The following is a 20,528-nucleotide window of genomic DNA, read 5'->3' on the forward strand; positions in this document are numbered from 1 at the left end:
ATAGAACGAATTATTCGATCCGCTGTCGAACTAAGTGCTATCATTGTTCTTCCTGGGCTCAATCTTGTCGCTTGTCTTTCAATTCTTATCAGAAGAAATTTTTCCCTTCGAGAAACATTTGCCCTTGCAGCAACTTTCAATCTCTTTTTTGTGCCCTTACTCCTATTCATTGAATTCAATATTTTCGGCAACGTTTTCCCTACGCTACCCCTTCTCAATGCAATCATTATTTTTATCATATTTCTTGGGACATACTTCACATCAATAGTAAGACACTCAAGAAGGCGATTCTTACTAAACTCATTGAACACCGCCTCGATAAAAGCATTACTTTTTTCTAGGGATTTCTTATTCCCCTTCGGATTCTACTTGCTAGTTGTCATTAGCATTGTCACTGCCTTTTACCCTCTTCCTGATCTTGATCCCTACTATTGGTATTCAGAATTTCAAAACCTATTCTCCAAAGGGAATCTCTCTGGATATCGCCCATTGTTCTCCGCACTCGTCTATATTTTTACACTCGGGTCACATATCGACTTCTATGCATCCTTTAAGTACGTGCTCCCATTTCTCCTTCTTTCCCTCCTCTTTCCACTCATTCTACTATCATCTCTTTTTTCTCAACCACTTCACCGAACTATCATTCTTCTCTTTCCATTCGTAAGCAGTATAAATATTGTCTACCTCACTCTTCCGATTCCGCAAGAGATAGCAGGTATAGCCACCTTTTTTTTAGTTATCTTTGCACTCTACTCCTGGATGCAAAAAGACTCCTTCTTTCTCTTTATTGGTGGAAGCGTCATCAGTCTTGGGTATTGGTACCACGAGGTAGTAGTACTACCGATGGCAGCGTGGGCAATTACAATCACGTACCATTTTCGCCGAGAAATTTTCGCATACGCAAAGAATAATCGAGTAGCCACTATCCTCATCATCGTATTGCTTCTACAGTATTCCTTCTCCCCTATTCAGTTCCTTATCTCAGAGATACACACTCAGTTCAGCACGCTTGCCAACTTCCACACAAACTTCCTTTTTCCGCAGCAATACATAAATATTGATGGAAATGAAATGGGCTGGGGAGACCTTACTGGAGTCGCCAAATACTACGCTTTCTACGTTGGTCCCGTATTATTCACTCTCCTCATTGCACTCCTCTTTTCACGAAAGAAACTATTCCAACGTAATCTCTTCTTTTCAAAATATTCTGCACCCCTAACGCTGTCCTTTTTTTTATTCTTCTGTATTGCAGAAGTACTTCCTCGACTCTCTAACGTCGCCCTTCTTCCTGATCGCGCTTGGGTATTTGCCGGAATATTTTCACTCGTACTAATCCCTCCTCTTTTCAAGACAGCTCTTGGAAACAAGAAGGTATTCCTCTGTGTGCTAGTTGCAGGATTTTCCATCAATATCGGTGCAGCAGTCTTTATCAATACATTAAAAAAATACACCGTCACAGAACCGCAGCTCACATCCGCTTTCTGGATCAATGAACACCTCCCGAAACACCGCTTGATATTCGCCATCTCTGATTACAAACCCCTCCTTCGCCTTTACGGTGGGTCCGAAGTTATACCAATTGCCGATCCAAATTTCTTCTACGACAAGATTATCTTCAAGAAAGAACTGGAAGCACACGATCGTCTAACGAAATATATGCCGCCCGTTTACACAGCAAGACTCAATCAGCTCAGAAAAGCAATTGCTGGGATCGAGCAGAGAGACCCGCTAAAGAATCATTCAGAAGTAGACTCCCTTTTGCAGGAAGGAATTGATTCCCTATCAGATGCACAATCAATTCTTCGAGAATCCAAATCACCCCCGTATTCAGAGAATCAATATGTCTACTATGCTACGCCTGATTTGAGAAATCCATATCTTAGTCGTCCATACATGAAGAAGTTCATCAATAAGGAGGATTGGATATTTTTCAATCATGATTCCTCGCACTTCGAAACTGTCTACGCAGATACAGAACATCACATCTTTCTATGGAAAATCCTTTGAACATTCTTGTATTTTCGCCATTTTATCCGCCACATATTGGTGGGCTCGAATCGCATGCCTATGAATTTAATCAGCACATTGCAAAACACAACATACATATTTCCGTCTTCACTCCAAAATTACCTCTCAACACCATGGAGGAAGAACATCAGTCCGAAAATATCTCTATTTATCGATTTCCTGCTTTCGAAATAATACACAACTACCCCGTCCCAAAACTCTGGTCTCCAACGCTGTGGAAGCTTCTTAAGAAATCAATAACTTCTCAGCCGAATATCGTCATTTCCCGTACAAGATTTTTTAGTACATCGATTTTTGCATACTTCTTCGCAAAGATACAGAAAATTCCACTCATTCATATAGAACACGGTTCTGACTATGTACACTTCAATAGCCAACTTAAAACACTTCTCGGAGCTTGTTATGATCGCATATTTGGACGATTTATACTTCGCCATGCAAACACCGTTATTGCAAATTCGAAAGCCTCTGCGGCATTTGTAAGGAAACTCTCTGGACGAACTGCTGCAATAATATACCGCGGAGTCGAAATTAGTGCTATCCTATCTTGCGAGACTGCCAATCATAGCCCTCTTCCAAAAAGCAATGCATGTACTATTGGATTTGTTGGCAGACTCATCGATGGAAAAGGCGTCAACCTTCTCCTAGAAGCTATCTCAAACATTAAAGGGAGAAATTTCTGTTGTCTTATCATTGGAGATGGTCCAGAACGACATCGTCTTGAATCATTCGCGCAAAAGAATCTCCTTTCTCAATGTATTCGCTTTCTTGGTCATAAGGACCACAGCGAGGCGATTGCCATTATTAAATCGTGCGACATCATTGTCAATCCAAGTTTCACTGAAGGGCTCCCAACCTCCATAATTGAAGCAGCTCTCTGTAAGAAGGCTATAGTTGCCACTAATGTTGGCGGAACATCAGAAATTATTACCGGGAATGACGATGGATTTCTTGTACCGCCAGGAAGCGTTGAAGCCATTCAAGAAAAGTTGGAGTACCTCATTGATCATCCAAATGTCCGGACACGCTTTGGTAATCACGCATTTCTCTCCACGCAGAGCGTGTTTGATTGGGAAACTTCAGTAAAAAAATACCAAAAGATATTTCAAATGGTTCTCAAAAAGTAGTATTTTTATTCTCATTCCCGAATCAACCTTACCTATGTGCGGAATCGCTGGAAAAATCTCCCTAATAGGTCACCGTATTTCTCACAAAGAAATCGACTGCATGACCAATGCCATAAAACACCGCGGTCCAGATGACGGAGGTGCTTATATCTCACCGGATAAGTATGTCGGACTTGGACATCGCCGTCTCTCAATTATCGATCTCTCCCTACTTGGCCACCAGCCCATGCGATATCTCAATCGTTATGAAATTGTCTTCAATGGAGAAATATACAACTTCCAAGAAAAACGAAAAGCTCTTGAACGAGATGGGTACACATTTATATCACAATCTGATACTGAAGTTATTCTTGCGCTCTACGATAAATATCGGGAAAGATGTGTAGATCATCTTCGTGGAATGTTTGCTTTTGTCATATACGATGAAAAGGAACAGACACTTTTTGCAACGCGTGATCGCATCGGGAAGAAGCCGTTTAAATATTTCTTTGATGGAAATACTTTTCTCTTCGCCTCTGAACTCAAAGCTATCTTAAGTCAGTCAGAATATACTCGGGAACCTGATTACGAAGCAATCCATCACTATCTTACCCTTCAGTACGTTCCCGCACCAATGACCGGATTCAAGGGCATCAAAAAACTCGAGCCGGCACACTTTCTTCTTTTGAATCTCAAGACCAAAGAACTCACAATAGAACGCTACTGGAAACTCAACTACTCGGAAAAGCTTGACCTTTCGGAAAACGAGTGGAAACGGCGCATCATTAAAACACTCGATGAAGCAACGCATCTTCGCATGATTGCCGATGTGCCAATCGGCGCATTCCTCTCTGGCGGCATCGACTCGAGCGCCATTGTCGCTATGATGGCAAGGCATTCACTGCAACCAATCAAGACTTTCTCCATCGGCTTCAAGGAAGAAAAATACAATGAACTCCCCTACGCTAGGATGATTGCAAAAAGGTTCAAGACTGACCATACAGAATTCATTGTCGAGCCAAATGCAATCGAAGTTCTCCCAATGCTCGTCAGACAGTACGAAGAGCCCTACGCCGATTCAAGTGCACTCCCAACCTATTATGTGTCAAAACTTACCCGCGAGCACGTAACTGTAGCATTGAACGGCGATGGCGGTGATGAAAATTTCGCCGGGTATACCCGCTATGCCGCCTTTCAAATTTCAAATTTCCTCAATCATTTTGACTTTCTAAACCGAATCGCCGGAAAGTCAATCACAAAATTCCTCGCTCGAAATATTCAAAACACATTTTTCGACCGACTCCATCGATTTTCCAAAAGCTTGTCTGAAGACTACCGCCGCCGATATCTCTCTTACACCGCCTATTTCACCAATGAACAAAAGGCGGCTCTCTACACAGACGAATTCAAACAACAAGTCTGGAGCGAAGATACCTACAATATCATAGCTTCCCACTTCCTCGGATCCGGCTCAAAAAATAAAACGGAACAAGCTATATACGCCGATATCGCAACATATCTCCCCGAAGATCTTCTTGCAAAAGTAGACGTCGCCACCATGACAGTCGCCCTTGAGGGACGATCCCCATTCCTTGACCACCAGCTTCTCGAGCTCACAGCAAAAATCCCCTTTCACTTCAAGCTAAAAAGCTTGAATAATAAAAAGTATATTCTGAAAGAGGCGCTTCGTGGTATCATTCCGGACGAAATCCTGTTTCGTCCAAAAATGGGCTTTGGTGTTCCAATCGACACATGGTTTCGCGGCGAACTCCGCGACTATGCTTCCGCTAAACTCCTCAGTGGGAATCTCGTGAAACGAAACCTCTTCAAAAAATCAGCCATCGAAAAGATTCTCCATACACACACCACGACAACTATTAATTTCTCCCCTCATATCTGGGCACTCCTCACACTAGAACTCTGGTTTGAAGAATATTTTTATTGATCTTATACTAAAGTTGCACTTATCATTCCCCTTATGAGAGCATTCCACGCCACTTTTCTCCGAGATCCGAAAGCACTTGATTCGCCTTTACTCACGGAAACATTTGAAACATCTGGCGAACACATTGTATCTGGCATTCTCTCAAATGGAAAGAATTGGTATCCTATAATTGGTGGCATTCCAAGGCTACTTATTGGAAAACTAAAAATAAATCTCTTGCAGATTCACCAAGAATTTCTCAGGAAATATCAAGAACAACTTCCCAAGAATGTGAAAAAAGAATGGCAGAGTGCCATAGATGCTATCCCCGATCTCAATCGGTTTTTGAAACACCAAAAGAAAACCGCTGAAAGTTTCTCCTACGAATGGAAATATATTTACAAAGAGAATGATTACGAAAAACAGAATTTCTTCCATTTTCTCTCCCCATTTGTGGAAGAAAAAAATCTGAAAGGAAAGCAGACACTCGACATCGGATGTGGATCGGGGCGCTTTACAAAATGGGCAGCTCTTTCAGGAGCAAAGGTTGCTTTCGGAAGTGACCTAGGTGAAACAGTTGAGGTCGCCTACAAAATGACCAGGAATATTCCGAATGCTTGCATCATTCAAGCAGATATTTACCATATGCCATTTCAAGACATTTTTGACATCGCCTATTCAATTGGCGTACTTCACCATCTTCCCAAGCCACAAGAAGGATTCTCTCGACTGCCACAAGTTTTGAAGTCAGGAGGACGTATGCTTATTTGGGTGTATAATCGCCGCGGAAATGCTCGTGCACTCTATTTCTATGAGCCACTGCGTTCCCTGCTTAAAAAACTCCCAAAACCATTTCTCTTCAAGCTCTGCTATATCCCCGGATTTGCCGTGCAGAGTATTAACATCTTTGGAAAACTCATCGAAAAAATCGGGTTTGAAAGACTTTCGAAAAAGCTCCCATTCTCATACTACACAAACTTTCCCTTCAATATGAAGCTGAACGATGCCTTCGATGTTCTCGCGACACCAAAGAGTAATTACTACTATCGTGAAGAAGTTGAAGAATGGTTTCGAAATGCAGGCCTGAAGGATACGAAAGTATACGAACACCAAGAAGCTGGCATTACTTGCACTGGCACAAAATGATGTTTTCTTTATATGCAAAAGAAAAAGATTCTCCATATCATACAATCACTCGGAAATGGGGGCTGTGAAAACATGCTCTTACGAACACTCCCGCTTCTCACAAGAGATTTTGAACACCACATCATTACACTTCGAGAGCTCGGCGAGCTCGGCGAGAAATTCAAAGGAAAAAACATTTCGATTGAAACAGTAGACTGGTATGGATTTTTTCACATATCCGGTTATCGCAGACTACTTAAGAAAACAAAACAATTTAGTCCTGACATCATAATCACCTACTTGTTTCACGCCGACATGATCGGTCGCATCTTTTTACAAAGAAAAGTGCCTGCATCAATCATCCCCTTTCTTCGCACTACCTACAACCATCCGAAATACCTCGTTGCGCGTATCCTCGAATGGATCACCAAACCGCTCGTCAAAAAATATCTCGCCAACTCCGAAGCCGTCAAAGATTTTTATATCAAACACATCGGCGTTCAACCAAAAAAAATCACCGTCATTCCCAATGGTCTCGATATCGAATATTTTGACTCCATTCTCCCTGATCCGGAACTTAAAAAATCTCTCGGCATCTCTCCCGACGATTTCACCATCATCTGCGTCGCCAACTTCCACGTAAACAAGGGTCACCGATACCTCCTAGAAGCTTTCGAAACGGTGTCATTGCGAAGGAGTGAATCGACCGCGACAATCCAACACCATTCCCTGAAACTTCTCCTCGTCGGCAATGGTGAAGAACGCAAAAATCTCGAGCAACAGATTGAAACCTATCGATCAAAAAACAACATACTCTTCCTTGGTCGTCGCACCGATGTTCCGCAACTTCTCAAAATTTCCAACTGCTTCATTCTTCCGACACTCTTCGAAGGAATGTCGAACGCCCTCATGGAAGCAATGGCAGCAGGACTTCCCATTATCACCACCGATATTCCGGAGAACCGCCAACTCATAAAGGATGGGGAAAGTGGTATCCTTGTGTCACTAATGAACACTAGCAATCTCGTTCAAACGATGGAAAAACTGATAAACAATGCCCGGCAGAGAGAAGTCTTAGGTAAAAATGCTAAGAATCGAATATTTAAACAACTTAATATGAATATTGTCATATCAAAATTCGAGCGACTTTTGCATTCCCTCTAAAATAAGAAATTATCAGGCATCTATGAAGAACGGGGTTACACTAAAAGTTATCATCGAAAAAAGGTCGGATGCCATATATGTATATAGCAAAGCCATTATCCAGAAATTAAAAGAAAAGTATCTCGGCATTGAAGTTATCACTGTCGATAATAGGAAGTTTAAGAGCCCTTTTCTTAATATACTTCTCGAGGTCCTAAATACGATCAAGATTATATTCCTCATCCGCCGTAAGGATATAGTTCTGTTTACCGATCCACTTCCACTCAACTTTCTCTCGTCTCTTTTCATCAAGAACAAGAAGTTTTCGCTTTTTTTTCACTATGAAGAGAGTCCTCTCTATTATAAATTCCTTCCGTTTCTATCTTTTAAAAATACATTGGATTTATTTGATGGTATTATATGCAGTTCCAACTATTCACTATCACAATTACATGCGCTTGGTATAAACAATAAAAGATGCCGCGTAATCTATGGCGGAATCGATCATCAACTTTTCAAGCCAGTTTCAAAAAAATTCTATCCGTTCGAATATATCCTCAGTGTAGGTTCCGAAGAGCCAAGAAAGAATATGGAAAATATCTTGAAGTCCTTCAAAATACTGATAAAGGACTTTCCTCAAATTAAGTTACTGAAGGTTGGAAAGGCAAGTGAGAAGAACAGAAGAGACACGATGCATTGGATAGAGAATCTCCAACTTACAGAGAGTGTCGTATTCACTGACTACGTGCAAGAGGATAAGCTTTCTTCTATATATTCCGGTGCGAAGCTCCTTTTATTCCCGTCATTTCTTGAAGGATTCGGACTCCCGGTTGTGGAAGCCATGGCATGCGGATGTCCTGTGGTAACTTCCAACCTGAACCCTCTTCAGGAGCTCATCGGCACAAAACAACGCGCCGTGAATCCAAATAATCCAAGAGAGATTGCACAAGAATGCAAGAACATTCTTACAAACCAGAGGTACCGGAGCACCATCATTAAGAACGGCCTCTTAAGAGTAAAGGAATTCAACTGGGAGGAAACTGCAAGTGGCATATACGATTACGTGACAAAAAAAGATAAGACTCACTACAAAAATTGATCTCACTCACTCCGTTTCCGGCTACTTTCTCGCTATCGCAAGAAGGCTTGGGGTGTGCACCTCTTGTTTCCCATGCCCCAAAATCTGAATAAAAATTTCGAATACGAACAACGCTATTTTTCGTAACGGATTCAACCATACATTACCAACTCCGAAGAAATTTCGTATTTCGCTATGTCTAAACCCTGCCACGGTGAGCACTTGCCTCATGCTGATACTAGTAAAGCCAAGTTCATGAGTGATGTCGCCATATCTATTTGCCGAACCATTAAAATAAGCAGCGCAATTTGGCACAACAACTATAAACATACCATCATTTGTCAAGATTCTCCGTACCCCCTCAAGGAAATCAAAGAGGTCTTCTTTTCTTATATGTTCTAGTACGTGCGATAAGTAAATCACATCGAATCTTTCGCTCGTAGCATGGATATATTCATTTATGTCAGTTTGGTGAAATTTATATGACTTGAATAGCCTCCTACATACAGCAAGTTCTTCCGTCGATATATCAACACCGGTCACGTCCTGATAGCCACGCGATTGCAAAAAAAACAAGAAATTTCCATAACCACATCCAAGATCAAGAATCTTACCTCCACTGTGAACCCCTTTCTCGAACACCTCTCCCAAGTTATCCTCTATAGGAATTTTATTCTTCCGTAATAATGCTAGAACTTGTTTTTCATCAGTAAAATCCGTTCCCTCACAATGAGAATATTGATTCGTGAGATAGTTATCAAATACGTCTTTGTTATTCATTGTAATCTATTAGCTTATTTAACAATTCTTCCCCTTACATAGATCCTGTTCAGTCCAAGATACAAATATACCAGATACAAAAATTGCTCAAGAATGTGTCTATATCCACGCGCAGTAAACCGTATATGATACAAAAATATTGCCTTAAGATTAATCTTAAGCATTATATAAACCTGACGCTTGATATTTGATATACTCACAGATCCAACATGAGCTCTCTTTTTATACAACACTTCATGCATATTCTCGAAATAGACCCCGAGTGAGAACCAACGAAGCCATAATTCATAATCTTCAGCATCGTCGTACGTCCTATCGTAATATCCGTACTCAACGAAGGTCTTCCGTTTAATCATGCAAGTAGGATTGTGCACCGGCGGAGTTCCATTGCGCAAATCGTTAGAATCGGCAGACACCACTGTTTCACATTTATCTTCCACATCTTCGAAAAATAAACAGTAGGACGTCCCAAGAACATCAATGCTAGGATTAACCCTAAAAAAATAGACTTGCTTCTCAAATCTATCATGAAGACATATATCATCCGAATCAACTATTACTATATACTCTCCTTTCGAAAATCTAATCGCCTTATTTCTCGTTTCGGATTGTCCTAAATTTTTCTCATTCCTCAGGTAGACAATCCGATTATCCTTTCCAGCGTATTCCTGAATAATGTTCTCACTCATATCAACAGACCCATCATCCACAATGATAAACTCGAAGTTTCTATATGTCTGAGCTAAAACACTTTCAATTGATTTTCGAAGAAATTTCTCGCTGTTGTAGACAGCCATGACTACAGAGAGAAGGGGTTCCATTCTTGCAACTATCACGTCAACAGAGTTCATATAAAATCATTTTTTTGATAGCCTTTCCATATCTGCATCAACCATCATCTTAACTAGCTCCTCGAATTTTACCTTTGGCTTCCACCCAAGCACCTTCTTCGCTTTATTGTTCGTTCCATGCAAAGCAAAAAGCTCGGCAGGTCGCTTGAATCGCGGATCCAACTTTACATATCGACTCCAATTATCAATACCAACCCGCTTAAAAGCAAGATTGAGGAAATCCCTGATTGAGTGCGTTTCTCCAGTTGAAACGATGTAATTATCAGGCTGTTCCTGTTGCAGCATAAGCCACATTGCCTCCACATAGTCACCAGCGAATCCCCAATCACGTTTGCTCTCAAGATTCCCAAGTCGTATATCTTTCGCCAGCCCTAATTTTATACGAACTACTCCGTCAGTTATTTTCCTCGTAACGAATTCCATCCCCCGAATCGGTGATTCATGATTGAAAAGTATCCCATTTGCACAGTACATCCCATAACTCTCCTTGAAATTGATAGTCATCCAGTACGCGTAGAGCTTGGCGATGGCGTACGGACTCCTCGGGTGAAATGGTGTCTCCTCGGTCTGCAATCCGTTCTTGTGGCTGTTGCCGAACATTTCGCTCGTCGATGCCTGATAGAATTTTGTCGTTGGGGAGAAATACTTGATCGCGTTGAGCAGATACAGAACACCGAGCGCGTTGATTTCAGTCGTAACCTTTGATTGGTCCCACGACGCCCCGACAAAGGACTGGGCGGCTAGATTGTATACTTCGTCTGGATGGATGGTCTTGATGAGATTGATCATCGATGATTCGTCTGTCATATCTCCGGATACAAATTCTATTCCATCCGTCACATCGAGATAATCGGTATTGCTGAAATTCGGATTAGCATAACGCCGGATAAGCCCGTAAACCTTGTAATCCTTCTCCAACAGGAGTTTGGCAAGGTAAGGGCCATCTTGCCCTAAGATTCCGGTGATAAGTGCCGTCTTTTTCATACTCTCTGAAATATCAATGGTTACTTGCACAGACAATTAAGCTCTCATATCCTATCACAAACCATCCTCTATATACACCCAGAAAACGCAGTCTTCACGAGCAGACAGAGCATGCGGGATATTTGCAGTAATCCATGCCGACTGCCCCGCATCCAGGACAAATGATTCCTTGATTGATGATATCTCCATAGATCCCCTTTTAATGTGAATATACTTCATTGGCAAGTTCTGAACCCTGCTTACATCGGGGCAATACTGATAGTTGCCACTTTGGCCTTTCGCTAGCTCATATTCCTTTCCATCTGTCGGTCTCGGCATGACCCGACCCTCAACGCGAAGACGCTCCGGGTACAGACCGCGCTTTATCAATGACGAGTTGCTCAGCTTGTTGTCATCATCCCAATTCGCGAAAAGCTCTTCCTTTAGGCCTCCGACTTTCAAGGGCAACAATTCCGGGTCACAATCAAACAATGATCTTTCTAAATTAAACGGAGTAGCGGAAGGATAGATACCGAATCGGACGCCAAAAGGCGAAATCAGTCTATTTACACTGAACCAAAATGCCCGGTCGCGCGGATAAAAGAAAAGAGTGTTCTCCATAAGTGCGCGTAAAAGAAAGGGCACTTGTATGAGAAGCTTCTTTTCAATTGTCAACAGCTTTTGAAAATACTTTCTCGTACAGATACCCGCCAATGAATAGGGGTAGAAATGGCGATTACTCTTCTTAAGATTCTCAATATCCTTCTTACCAAATCGGAAAGAAAAGAAATGTTTTGAGTAATCAGGATAAAGCCCTTCGGCACTTCCCATGCTTAAACCGATATTAAAGAAGGAATACGAAAAATACTCTATTTTGGAATCGATCATGTCTTGAATGACATCTTTGAAATGATCGAGTGGCTTCAGAAGGAAGTGATCCTCGAGAAAAATGTAAACGCAACCATACTTCGAATATTCGAGCATCTTCTCCGTGCTCTTCGCCCAATTATCATCGTAAAGACTGGAGAAAAAAATACAATTCTTTGTGGAGTCATCGAAATTCTCCCTGATGTATTCCAGTACGGCCTCGCGGTGCTTTCCTCGTATATTGACCAGCCAATTGTCGGAAATACCATACACACGAGGAAACGTCTGTTTGAATAATTCGAACTTAAGATCCGAATTTATGAAGACATTGCAGACCGCAGTAAGCATACCTCTACTCGAAAATAACGACCTCTGAATTGATTTCCTGCAGTTGCTTGAGGATTTCATCCCTGTATATACCCACTTTCAGGACCACACCAACCTTCCCCTTGCCTCTCAAAGCCTTCGGATTCTGAACCATGAACGGCGTTCCGTAGAGACGCCTCCCCTGCTTCAAGGAAGAATTATCCAGCAGGGCGACAATCTTTTCCTTCTTCAATCCGAATTCAAACAAGTATTGCGCGAAGATATGCGCCCCGAACACATATACCTCCCCTCCTCCAAAAGCATCTATTTTTTTGTTGAGCTCCGCTACAAGCCCCGTGTAGTACTCTATGTAGTTGTTGAAAATTTTTCTATATTCCTGGTATTTGTTCTCGAATGATACGCCCGTTTCCGGAGTCGAGAGCTTCTCAACTGTATAGAATACGCTGTGATCCTTGTAGAAATATTTGTCCGCAATACGAAAACCATGTTTACGGAAAAGGTAATCGACGAAGTAGTCGGTTAAGAACATCGTGTGTTCGAAGTTGATGGCATTCGTATATTTGTTTTCAAGCCACAGCTTGAGATTCGGATAGGCACAGATAAGTTTCTGTCCGGGTTTCAGAAATTTCGCTATAGATTCCACGAATTGATTCGGATCGTATGCATGCTCCATGACTTGTGAAAATACCACTGTATCCACTCCCCCCTCGTACTTGAAACTTTCGTCAAAAAAAGAGCGCTTTATTTTTACCCGATCATTCCCTGGATGCAACGGATTCGGCTCAACAAGAGTCCACGATGTCCCCTCGGTGATGCCCGTGAAGATATCAGCCAGTTTTCCCGCGCCACCTCCGATTTCAAGGATATCCTTTGAAGGTTGTTTCTTTATATAATCCGCGAAATCATGATAATACTGTTCCCATGTCGGCCCAGTTCCATCGACATGCTGTTCCTGATAGAGGATATCGAGCGGTATGAGTTTATCAAGCTGGATTACCCCAGATTCCGGGCAGATAGCCCAACTCATATCCGCCTTCAAATCTCTTTCATGACCATGTTCCACGCAACCGAAAAATACCGGAAAATCTCTGAAGGTATATAACTGCTCAAGATTCTCCTTCCCGGTAACAACGCTCTCGTTTCTGATAACGTATTCCATAAAATTCAGATAATTACTCGGTTTTCTTCCACGCACCCGAACCATCCTTCAGATCAAGCGAATGCACATCGAACGGTTCATCGAAGAATTTCTCCAGGATATGAAGACAAGCTTCTGCGACCGCACCCTCCCCTCCCTGGGAATTTGTCACGAAATCAGCCATCTCTTTCGTCCTGAAGAACGAATTTGCAGGCGCGATGCTATAAGCGACATACTTGAAGACGAGCGGATCAAATATCCCATCCCCCATATAAATCGTCTCCTCCGGATCGAATCGTTCACGAATCCATTCTATCCGCTCAAACGTACTTACCTGATCGAGCGGGAGCTTCATGTCGTTGGAAATCCGCCTCTTGGTTATCGCGAAGCCGTTTTTGTCCCCGGAAACCGCATGAATATAAAGCTTTCCTTTGAGAAGAGTAAGGGCGTCATTATCTTCCGGTCCGAACTTCTTCATCACTTTCCCATCAACGGTATAGTAAAATTTCCCATCGGTGAAAACACCATCGACATCAAGGATAAAGTTTTTGATCATTTTCTTTTCCATAATCCCTATTCTTCGTTAAGCGCACGCCATAAATTCAATTTCCCAAAATAAAAGAGGAAGAGATCGAACGGATGATGGTGCAATGGCGACATATTGAGCCAAATAATCGCAGTGAGAACCATTACCTTCTTCCTATCATATTCGTTTCGGTCAAGAAAATCTAACAAGATTTTCTGACATTGCACAAGATTCTCCTTACGGAGAATATCACACGCAATCTCCTCCCTATCAATATCAATTGTAAAGAGATTTTTATTCACAATGCTGTGATTCACAGTAAGATTGTGATTAAGCTTAGCAAAATCGTAATACATATCCCCAGAGCGGAGTAATCCTCCAAAGTTCTGCCTCCAGTCCAGAAGCGAAAATCCAGTCTTTGTCCTAATAATATTGTCAAGGATGAAATCACCATGAAAATGGCTCTGCTCTGCATTGCAAAGCCAGTCAAAATTCACCTTCTTCAAAATATCCCTCACCGAAGGAACATCCTCGCCATTAATAACACTTTTTCCATCCTTCACGCTGCGAGAGGTCATAAACGTCTTAATCCGCTCTTCCGTCTTGGTCACATAAAAGTCATGACATATTTCCTTGAATCTCTTCCGAGACACTTCATCCTCCTTCTTCCAAAGATTCTTCTTTGACCAATTGAGAAATTCTTTAAAATTTTCTGGAGCAGCAACATCCGAATACAGGTCTCCATTCACATACCGATACTGATAGAAATTTTCTTTCTGCCCTTCGATTCTTGGAACAAGTTTCCCAAGTACCTTCGCTCGTTCAACTCGCTCCGTCACATTCCGTTTTTCCGCAAAGAATTTCACAACAAACTTCTCAAAAATAAAGATAGACTCATCTACCTTGTCGAGTATATGAAAGGAGTCACTAATATCTGTACGAGCCCAATGAAGGCTTTCGACATTTCCAATATCGTACCATTTTTTGAATTCGACTGCCTGAAACGATACGCCACTTTCAATCATGTCCCGAATCGCATAGACATCGCCAAGTGCGCTATCATTCGGATTTCGTTTGTACATTTTCCGAAGACTCTTCCAGAAATCAGCATAACCGGAAATACCAATCAGTCCGATATGGAGAAAGTCCGGGTCAATCGTCCCCTTATCATACATCTGCTGAACCACCTGCCCATCATATACATCGAAGGAAGCATAGTGCGAAGATCCCTCGCCACGAAATCCGCCAATCCAATTCCTCCTTGGTGTAGGGATCTTTCCAATAACAATCGTATCGCAAGCATGATAGATAAATGGGCATTGGAGCAATGATTCCGCTTGGAGCATCGAGTAACCGAGACTCGTCCCAGGACCTTCATATTTCCCAACCTCCACAAATTCGAATTTTCTGTCTGGATAAACCAGACTAAGAAAATCCCGGACATGATCCGCAAAGTATCCAATCGTGATGACAAATTCAATATTCTTGGGGTATGCCTCGATTATATATGAAATAACAGGCTTTTTTCCAATTTTCACCAATGATTTATTGGTATACTTCGTGATATCCCCAAGCCGCGATCCGGTACCGGAAGTTGTAATGAGAACTTTGTATGCCGATTTCTCTTTCATGATGGTAGTTATAACAGAGTCGATCTGAATTTAACAATTCTATCCTCAAGATTGGCTGGTGGCTGAAAAATCGTTCCGGTTCCACATACAAGTATATTCGCGCCGGATTGCTTCATTTGCACACCGCTCTCCGGTGTTACGCCGCCATCTATCTCTATCAAGATGTTTCTTTCTATTTCATCTATTCTCTTCCGCAAATCAGCAATTTTCCGCATCGTCCCAGGAATCAATTTGTGTCCAACTATCCCAGGATTGATTGCCATAAGCATCACAATATCAAGATCCTCAAGGATATAATCCAGCACCGAAAGCGACGTCCCATAGTTAAGTGCCAGTCCTACTTGAACCCCAGCATCCTTAATATGCCTGACAGTCCGATGTACATGCTGGAGTGGCTCGATATGTGGCGTCAACGCTGTCGCTCCAGCATCAGCAAAGTCCTTTATATATGGTTCCGGATCTTGCACCATCATATGAACTTCTATCGGCAAATTAGTTTTTGAGCGAATCGCCTTCAGATATTCCGGAAACAGACCGTATCGAGGGACAAACACCCCGTCCATTACGTCAAAGTGGATGGAGTCGACTCCTCCTTTCTCAAGTGCAGCCAAATCAACCTCGAGATTAAGTGGATTTCCACAAATAATCGACGCCGCCAGTTGACACTGGTGATTAAACATAGATTTGATTATTCAAGATTGGAGTGACGATTCCACATAGTGTCATGAGTCTCGCTCATCCTTTCCATAAGTTCAAGAATGATTGCGTCATAGAATATGCCGAGACATTGTTCATTAAGCGTCGTCATCGGTTGAATAGAGGTGAATCCTTCAATTGGTTTTGTTTTCGACGGCGCCTTAACCTCAACAATCGTATCAGCAATTTTCCCCATCCTCGACGCCGTGTTTCCCGTAACAAGAGCTATTTTCGCACCATTTTTCTTAGCAATCTCAACAAGATCATAAATCGTCTGTGTCTCTCCTGACCCGGAACTCACAAGAAATAAATCACCCTTCCCTATGGAGGGGACAATCGAATCTCCTAAGGTAAATGCCTCCAAACCAAGATGTCCTAAGCGCATACCAAACCCTCTTGTAGCCATACCAACACGCCCAGCCCCACAAACGACGATTTTTCTTGCATTAAGAATATCATTCACAAGTCTTCCAGCTTCTTTTTCGTCGAGTTTTTCCAAGACAGACTCAATTTCCCTAAGAATTTTTTTCACATTTTCTTTCAACATATCCAGAACAGTTAGAGAATACCTACCCCGTCATTATACACTCCTAGTTTTTCCTTGCCAATAAGCCTTCTTTGAAAGAAGACTGCTATCCCAATATTCGCGATGAACATATACACAAGAGCAAGAATGCTCACTCTTTCAAAGAAAATCAATACAAAATACCCAACCAGATGAACAAGATTTATACCATTAAATATAATGACATACTTTTTATAGAGGTCCTTCGATAATGCCATAATTGTCGACGAATACACAGTCAACACAATCTGAAGTGTAGCCAGAAGTCCAAAACTCACGATATAGACTAAACTCTGCCCATACTGACTCCCAAAAAGAAACATAATGAAATAGATGATAAGGCACAGCAACAGAAAAATCGGAGCTGCTCCGAGAAGGAATACCCGGTCAAGCTTCTTTATAAACAAATTATCGGATATTCTTGATATAGCTGGGAAATAGACATTCACAAACATTTGAGTCGCCTGTGCAATAAGATTGGTTGAAGCAGTAAAATACGCCATGTAAATCCCCAACTCTTGGATACTCAGATATTGCACGATAATAATCTTATCCATAACATTGAATGCTACCCCTAGAGAGGAACTCAGTACAACGACCCATGCATATGATAATTGATGTTTCAAAACACTAAAACGAAACTTCGAGAAATACGTTCTGAATGTCCCTACCCCGTAGATGATAAAACCGATATACCCGATAAACAAAACGAAAACATAAGAACGATAGGATGCTTCCTGCAAGAAGAAAAAAATAGCGACAAAAGAAAAAACCGTAAGGAAAACCTCCGCTATTCTTGAAAAAAACTGCTCCTTAAAAAGATGGAGTCCGCGAAAAAAAATATCAGTTATTGATCTGAATATCAAAGCAATGGAATATACAATCGTGACCACCAGAAATATGGCGTCAAAGTGAAAATTCTGTCTGAAAAAGAAAAATACTAAAAAAGTCGATAAGACTGTCACAATACTCGAAAAGCTAACAAAAATTAGTGTCGTAGTGAGATTATCGGATTGATCTTCTCTTTTCTGACTTCTTGAAAGGAAATGGAGGCCAGCGATATCCATCCCGAATACCGCTGGCAACATCACTATCTGACTAACTGCAAGTACAAGACCATAAAGCCCGTATTGTTCCGGTCCCATATACCGTCCCCCAAGTACGTTTACAAAAAGCATCGCTATGGAGGCAAAAATCCCGCCGGAAAACGACCAGGAAAGATTTCCTAAAAATCCCTTCATTGTATCGCTCATCGCGTGTCCAAAAAGCCGGAGATGGACAATCTCCGCGAGACGAAAAAGATTTTCCTGTAATTTTACACTTGTCATCGGAGAAATAAACGCCATTAAGTATCTATCGCTCTCGAGCAACATTCCTCTTGAATTCTCGATTGAAATCATCGAGTGCGGACGTGACAATTGGGTCGAAACGATCGCTAAAATTCTTCTCCCGAACATAGTTCGCTGCTGCAAGAAGAGACTCGTGCGTTCCGGCATCGAAATACGCCCCGTCAATCAATCTAACATCAAGCTCGCCCCTCCCGAGATACGCTCGATGCATATCGACGATTTCAAGCTCGCCTCGCTTAGAGAGCGAAAGTGTTTTTGCAATATCTGACGCGCGCCCGTCGAAAATATACATGCCGGGAATCGCAAAATGACTTTTTGGATGTTTTGGTTTTTCTTCAATCGAAATAGCCCGCCCACTCTCCTGGTCAAACTCAACGACCCCAAATCGCTCCGGATCAACGACTTCCTTTGCAAATATCCGTCCACCTGATTGAAAACTTCGAACCGCTTCACTGAAATCATCTTCGAAAATATTATCACCCAAAATGAGTGTTGACGCACCCTCATCAAGGAAGTCTTCCGCCAAAAGATACGCCTCCGCAATACCTCTCGGCTCTTTCTGTACCACAAAGGAGATATTCACCCCTTGCCCGCGAAATATCGATCCCAGGAGATTGAGAAAGCTCCCCGAATATTCTGGTGCGACAATAATAAGGATATCTCGAATACCCGCTGATACGAGCGTATTGAGCGGGTAGAAAATCATCGGTCGGTCATAGATCGGGAGGAGTTGTTTCGAAATGACCGCCGTGAGCGGAAGGAGTCGCGTGCCATTTCCTCCAGCAAGAATAATACCTTTCATACAGGAATAATCCCCCAAAGTATACTGTCAAATCAGAAAAGTGCCATTTTAAAGCATCTGTAGTATACTCTTATTAAACCTTTCCTCAAAGACACTTCCAAAAGTACTCTTCCTTCATCATGAAAATCGTTCGTCATCCAGCATTTCTCATCACCCTCCTCCTCACCGTCTTTTTCCTTAAGGGCGTGTTCTTGGCGACGCTTTTCCCGATATTCACCGGGCAAGACGAAGCGCGACACTACAATACGCTTCAGTACCTCAATCAACCCGAGATACCCACCGAGCAGACAACTCACCGCCTTCACATTCAAAACAAAGAAGATTTCTCCGATTACAATTTCTCTGAGGAAATCGTCAATACTGGGAAAACTGCCGGAATAGATGATTTACGCCACGGACTCTTCGATACCCAACGGTTCGTCCCGGAGAGCTTCGATGGAGCAAATGAATCAGAGATTACCCGACAAACCTGGAAGCCCTATAATTTCACCACGCCAGCAGACGTCGTCGGATCGAAAAGTCTCTATCACACGATTGCCGGCGCTATCGAGTCAACGCTCTCACAACAAGACATTCTCACCCGATTCTATGCCATTCGAATTTTCTCCGTCCTCCTTGGGACAATCGCCGTATTTCTCACTTTCCTTATTGCAAGATCACTTCAATTTGACCATTTTATCAGCACTCTCTTGGCAGCGCTCGTCGCCTTCCAGCCAAAGTTTTCGATGTACCTGACCAATATCAATTATGATGCCCTCCTTATCCCAACATTCTTTCTCTTCACCTGGGGAGGTGTCATAAGTATACAGAAGGGACTCAACTGGAAAAATTTCAGCATCATGTTCCTCGCTGTTGTTATCGGACTCCTCACCAAAGGCACGGCAATCGTGCTTCTCATGGCTTTCCTCGGAATCATTTTCTATCATTCCTACCGCTTTATACGCGCCCGGCATCAGTTCAAGATTACCTTCCTTAGAAGCGTATTTGCAGCACTTTTTATCATTGGCATCGTTGCATTATCAAGCGGACGATATCACTACACAACGCTCATCCCAATCGGCACGTCATTCTCCGTCACCGCAACATCACTCGGACAATATCTCGACAAAAGCCTCACCTTTGGACGATTCGGACTCTCGTCTCGCACCTATTGGGGATCCCTCGGATGGAATGACGATTTCCTAGCACGCCACTTCACAGATATACTTTGGCCACTCGAGGAAATCGCCATCGTCGGTATCATTCTCTTCCTTTTCAGCAAGAAAAAACCCAACTTCCTCCCAGAGAAAAAGCCTGTCATATTTCTTATTGCCATGATTATCGCGCTTCAGTTTGGCATTCGCGTAGCAGATTGGAATGTATTCGCACATACCGGATCGCTCGACCTCGGCACGCCCGGGCGCTATTTCCTCCCCAATCTCGCAACTCATCTCATTCTTGTTTTCCTCGGAATCGGCACGCTTCTCGGAACACGCGAACGATTCAAAAATATTCTGCTCGGCGGAGTTATCTTCATGTGTTTCTTCTCAATGTTTCTCACTCTCGATATCATTCTCCCGAGATTCTATCTCTAAGAAATCACTAGAGAAACATCAAAAGGTTATTCTTTTGAAAGACAACCCGCTTTCC

18 protein-coding genes are annotated in these 20,528 nt (G+C 42.4%); 8 read left to right on the forward strand and 10 right to left on the reverse strand.

What is annotated here, in order from left to right:
- The first annotated feature begins 369 nt into the window (after positions 1-369).
- From IPJ67_02190 to IPJ67_02215, 6 genes are read left to right on the forward strand one after another with little or no spacing between them, the layout of a single operon-like run.
- Entirely contained in the window at positions 370-2,007 is a 1,638-nt protein-coding gene (locus IPJ67_02190; protein QQR77931.1) for a hypothetical protein, read from the forward strand.
- Positions 1,992-3,155, forward strand: a complete 1,164-nt coding sequence (locus tag IPJ67_02195) for a glycosyltransferase family 4 protein (protein QQR77932.1) — start codon at positions 1,992-1,994, stop codon at positions 3,153-3,155. Before IPJ67_02190 ends, IPJ67_02195 begins: the two co-directional genes overlap by 16 nt.
- A 34-nt stretch (positions 3,156-3,189) precedes the next feature.
- Complete coding sequence (gene asnB, locus IPJ67_02200) at positions 3,190-5,079, forward strand: asparagine synthase (glutamine-hydrolyzing) (GenBank protein ID QQR77933.1); 1,890 nt, start codon at positions 3,190-3,192, stop codon at positions 5,077-5,079.
- A 33-nt stretch (positions 5,080-5,112) separates the two neighbouring features.
- A complete protein-coding gene (locus IPJ67_02205; GenBank protein ID QQR77934.1) occupies positions 5,113-6,204 on the forward strand; it encodes a class I SAM-dependent methyltransferase in 1,092 nt (363 codons plus the stop codon).
- Positions 6,205-6,216: 12 nt separating this feature from the next.
- On the forward strand, positions 6,217-7,347 hold the full coding sequence (locus IPJ67_02210) for a glycosyltransferase (GenBank protein QQR77935.1): 1,131 nt from the start codon (positions 6,217-6,219) through the stop codon (positions 7,345-7,347).
- Positions 7,348-7,369: 22 nt separating this feature from the next.
- Positions 7,370-8,425 carry a glycosyltransferase family 4 protein gene (locus IPJ67_02215; GenBank protein QQR77936.1) on the forward strand — a complete coding sequence of 352 codons (1,056 nt, stop codon included), beginning with the start codon at positions 7,370-7,372 and terminating at the stop codon, positions 8,423-8,425.
- 21 nt (positions 8,426-8,446) lie between these two features.
- Here IPJ67_02215 and IPJ67_02220 read toward each other — a convergent pair whose 3' ends face one another.
- From IPJ67_02220 to IPJ67_02230, 3 genes are read right to left on the reverse strand one after another with little or no spacing between them, the layout of a single operon-like run.
- Entirely contained in the window at positions 8,447-9,184 is a 738-nt protein-coding gene (locus IPJ67_02220; GenBank protein ID QQR77937.1) for a class I SAM-dependent methyltransferase, read from the reverse strand.
- 14 nt (positions 9,185-9,198) lie between these two features.
- Positions 9,199-10,035, reverse strand: a complete 837-nt coding sequence (locus IPJ67_02225) for a glycosyltransferase (protein ID QQR77938.1) — start codon at positions 10,033-10,035, stop codon at positions 9,199-9,201.
- 6 nt (positions 10,036-10,041) lie between these two features.
- Entirely contained in the window at positions 10,042-11,019 is a 978-nt protein-coding gene (locus IPJ67_02230) for a GDP-mannose 4,6-dehydratase (protein QQR77939.1), read from the reverse strand.
- Between the two features lie 888 nt (positions 11,020-11,907).
- Between IPJ67_02230 and IPJ67_02235 the strand changes: the two genes are divergently transcribed.
- Positions 11,908-12,162, forward strand: a complete 255-nt coding sequence (locus IPJ67_02235) for a hypothetical protein (protein QQR77940.1) — start codon at positions 11,908-11,910, stop codon at positions 12,160-12,162.
- 55 nt (positions 12,163-12,217) lie between these two features.
- Here IPJ67_02235 and IPJ67_02240 read toward each other — a convergent pair whose 3' ends face one another.
- The 7 genes from IPJ67_02240 to IPJ67_02270 are packed head-to-tail and all read right to left on the reverse strand — an operon-like array spanning position 12,218 to position 18,899.
- Positions 12,218-13,351, reverse strand: coding sequence for a methyltransferase domain-containing protein (locus IPJ67_02240; protein ID QQR77941.1), 1,134 nt, complete (start codon positions 13,349-13,351; stop codon positions 12,218-12,220).
- Between the two features lie 13 nt (positions 13,352-13,364).
- Positions 13,365-13,898, reverse strand: a complete 534-nt coding sequence (locus IPJ67_02245) for an HAD hydrolase family protein (GenBank protein ID QQR77942.1) — start codon at positions 13,896-13,898, stop codon at positions 13,365-13,367.
- A gap of 5 nt (positions 13,899-13,903) precedes the next feature.
- Entirely contained in the window at positions 13,904-15,487 is a 1,584-nt protein-coding gene (locus IPJ67_02250; GenBank protein QQR77943.1) for a hypothetical protein, read from the reverse strand.
- Between the two features lie 8 nt (positions 15,488-15,495).
- Positions 15,496-16,167, reverse strand: coding sequence for a ribulose-phosphate 3-epimerase (locus IPJ67_02255; protein ID QQR77944.1), 672 nt, complete (start codon positions 16,165-16,167; stop codon positions 15,496-15,498).
- Positions 16,168-16,175: 8 nt separating this feature from the next.
- Positions 16,176-16,730 carry an SIS domain-containing protein gene (locus tag IPJ67_02260; GenBank protein QQR77945.1) on the reverse strand — a complete coding sequence of 185 codons (555 nt, stop codon included), beginning with the start codon at positions 16,728-16,730 and terminating at the stop codon, positions 16,176-16,178.
- A gap of 11 nt (positions 16,731-16,741) precedes the next feature.
- Positions 16,742-18,094 carry an oligosaccharide flippase family protein gene (locus IPJ67_02265; protein ID QQR77946.1) on the reverse strand — a complete coding sequence of 451 codons (1,353 nt, stop codon included), beginning with the start codon at positions 18,092-18,094 and terminating at the stop codon, positions 16,742-16,744.
- A gap of 7 nt (positions 18,095-18,101) precedes the next feature.
- Entirely contained in the window at positions 18,102-18,899 is a 798-nt protein-coding gene (locus IPJ67_02270) for an NTP transferase domain-containing protein (protein ID QQR77947.1), read from the reverse strand.
- A 119-nt stretch (positions 18,900-19,018) separates the two neighbouring features.
- On the opposite strand from IPJ67_02270, the gene IPJ67_02275 reads away from it, so the two are divergent.
- Positions 19,019-20,473 carry a glycosyltransferase family 39 protein gene (locus IPJ67_02275; GenBank protein ID QQR77948.1) on the forward strand — a complete coding sequence of 485 codons (1,455 nt, stop codon included), beginning with the start codon at positions 19,019-19,021 and terminating at the stop codon, positions 20,471-20,473.
- Positions 20,474-20,528 lie beyond the last annotated feature (55 nt).

It is taken from the genome of Candidatus Moraniibacteriota bacterium (assembly GCA_016699385.1).
Classification (GTDB): domain Bacteria; phylum Patescibacteriota; class Minisyncoccia; order Moranbacterales; family UBA1568.

Bases quoted from the DNA above. Each gene is read 5' to 3' on its own strand.
- IPJ67_02195 (QQR77932.1), top strand. From the start codon at position 1,992: ATGGAAAATCCTTTGAACATTCTTGTATTTTCGCCATTTTATCCGCCA.
- asnB (QQR77933.1), top strand. From the start codon at position 3,190: ATGTGCGGAATCGCTGGAAAAATCTCCCTAATAGGTCACCGTATTTCT.
- IPJ67_02205 (QQR77934.1), top strand. From the start codon at position 5,113: ATGAGAGCATTCCACGCCACTTTTCTCCGAGATCCGAAAGCACTTGAT.
- IPJ67_02210 (QQR77935.1), top strand. From the start codon at position 6,217: ATGCAAAAGAAAAAGATTCTCCATATCATACAATCACTCGGAAATGGG.
- IPJ67_02215 (QQR77936.1), top strand. From the start codon at position 7,370: ATGAAGAACGGGGTTACACTAAAAGTTATCATCGAAAAAAGGTCGGAT.
- IPJ67_02220 (QQR77937.1), bottom strand. From the start codon at position 9,184: ATGAATAACAAAGACGTATTTGATAACTATCTCACGAATCAATATTCT.
- IPJ67_02225 (QQR77938.1), bottom strand. From the start codon at position 10,035: ATGAACTCTGTTGACGTGATAGTTGCAAGAATGGAACCCCTTCTCTCT.
- IPJ67_02230 (QQR77939.1), bottom strand. From the start codon at position 11,019: ATGAAAAAGACGGCACTTATCACCGGAATCTTAGGGCAAGATGGCCCT.
- IPJ67_02235 (QQR77940.1), top strand. From the start codon at position 11,908: ATGATCGAGTGGCTTCAGAAGGAAGTGATCCTCGAGAAAAATGTAAAC.
- IPJ67_02240 (QQR77941.1), bottom strand. From the start codon at position 13,351: ATGGAATACGTTATCAGAAACGAGAGCGTTGTTACCGGGAAGGAGAAT.
- IPJ67_02245 (QQR77942.1), bottom strand. From the start codon at position 13,898: ATGGAAAAGAAAATGATCAAAAACTTTATCCTTGATGTCGATGGTGTT.
- IPJ67_02250 (QQR77943.1), bottom strand. From the start codon at position 15,487: ATGAAAGAGAAATCGGCATACAAAGTTCTCATTACAACTTCCGGTACC.
- IPJ67_02255 (QQR77944.1), bottom strand. From the start codon at position 16,167: ATGTTTAATCACCAGTGTCAACTGGCGGCGTCGATTATTTGTGGAAAT.
- IPJ67_02260 (QQR77945.1), bottom strand. From the start codon at position 16,730: ATGTTGAAAGAAAATGTGAAAAAAATTCTTAGGGAAATTGAGTCTGTC.
- IPJ67_02265 (QQR77946.1), bottom strand. From the start codon at position 18,094: ATGGCGTTTATTTCTCCGATGACAAGTGTAAAATTACAGGAAAATCTT.
- IPJ67_02270 (QQR77947.1), bottom strand. From the start codon at position 18,899: ATGAAAGGTATTATTCTTGCTGGAGGAAATGGCACGCGACTCCTTCCG.
- IPJ67_02275 (QQR77948.1), top strand. From the start codon at position 19,019: ATGAAAATCGTTCGTCATCCAGCATTTCTCATCACCCTCCTCCTCACC.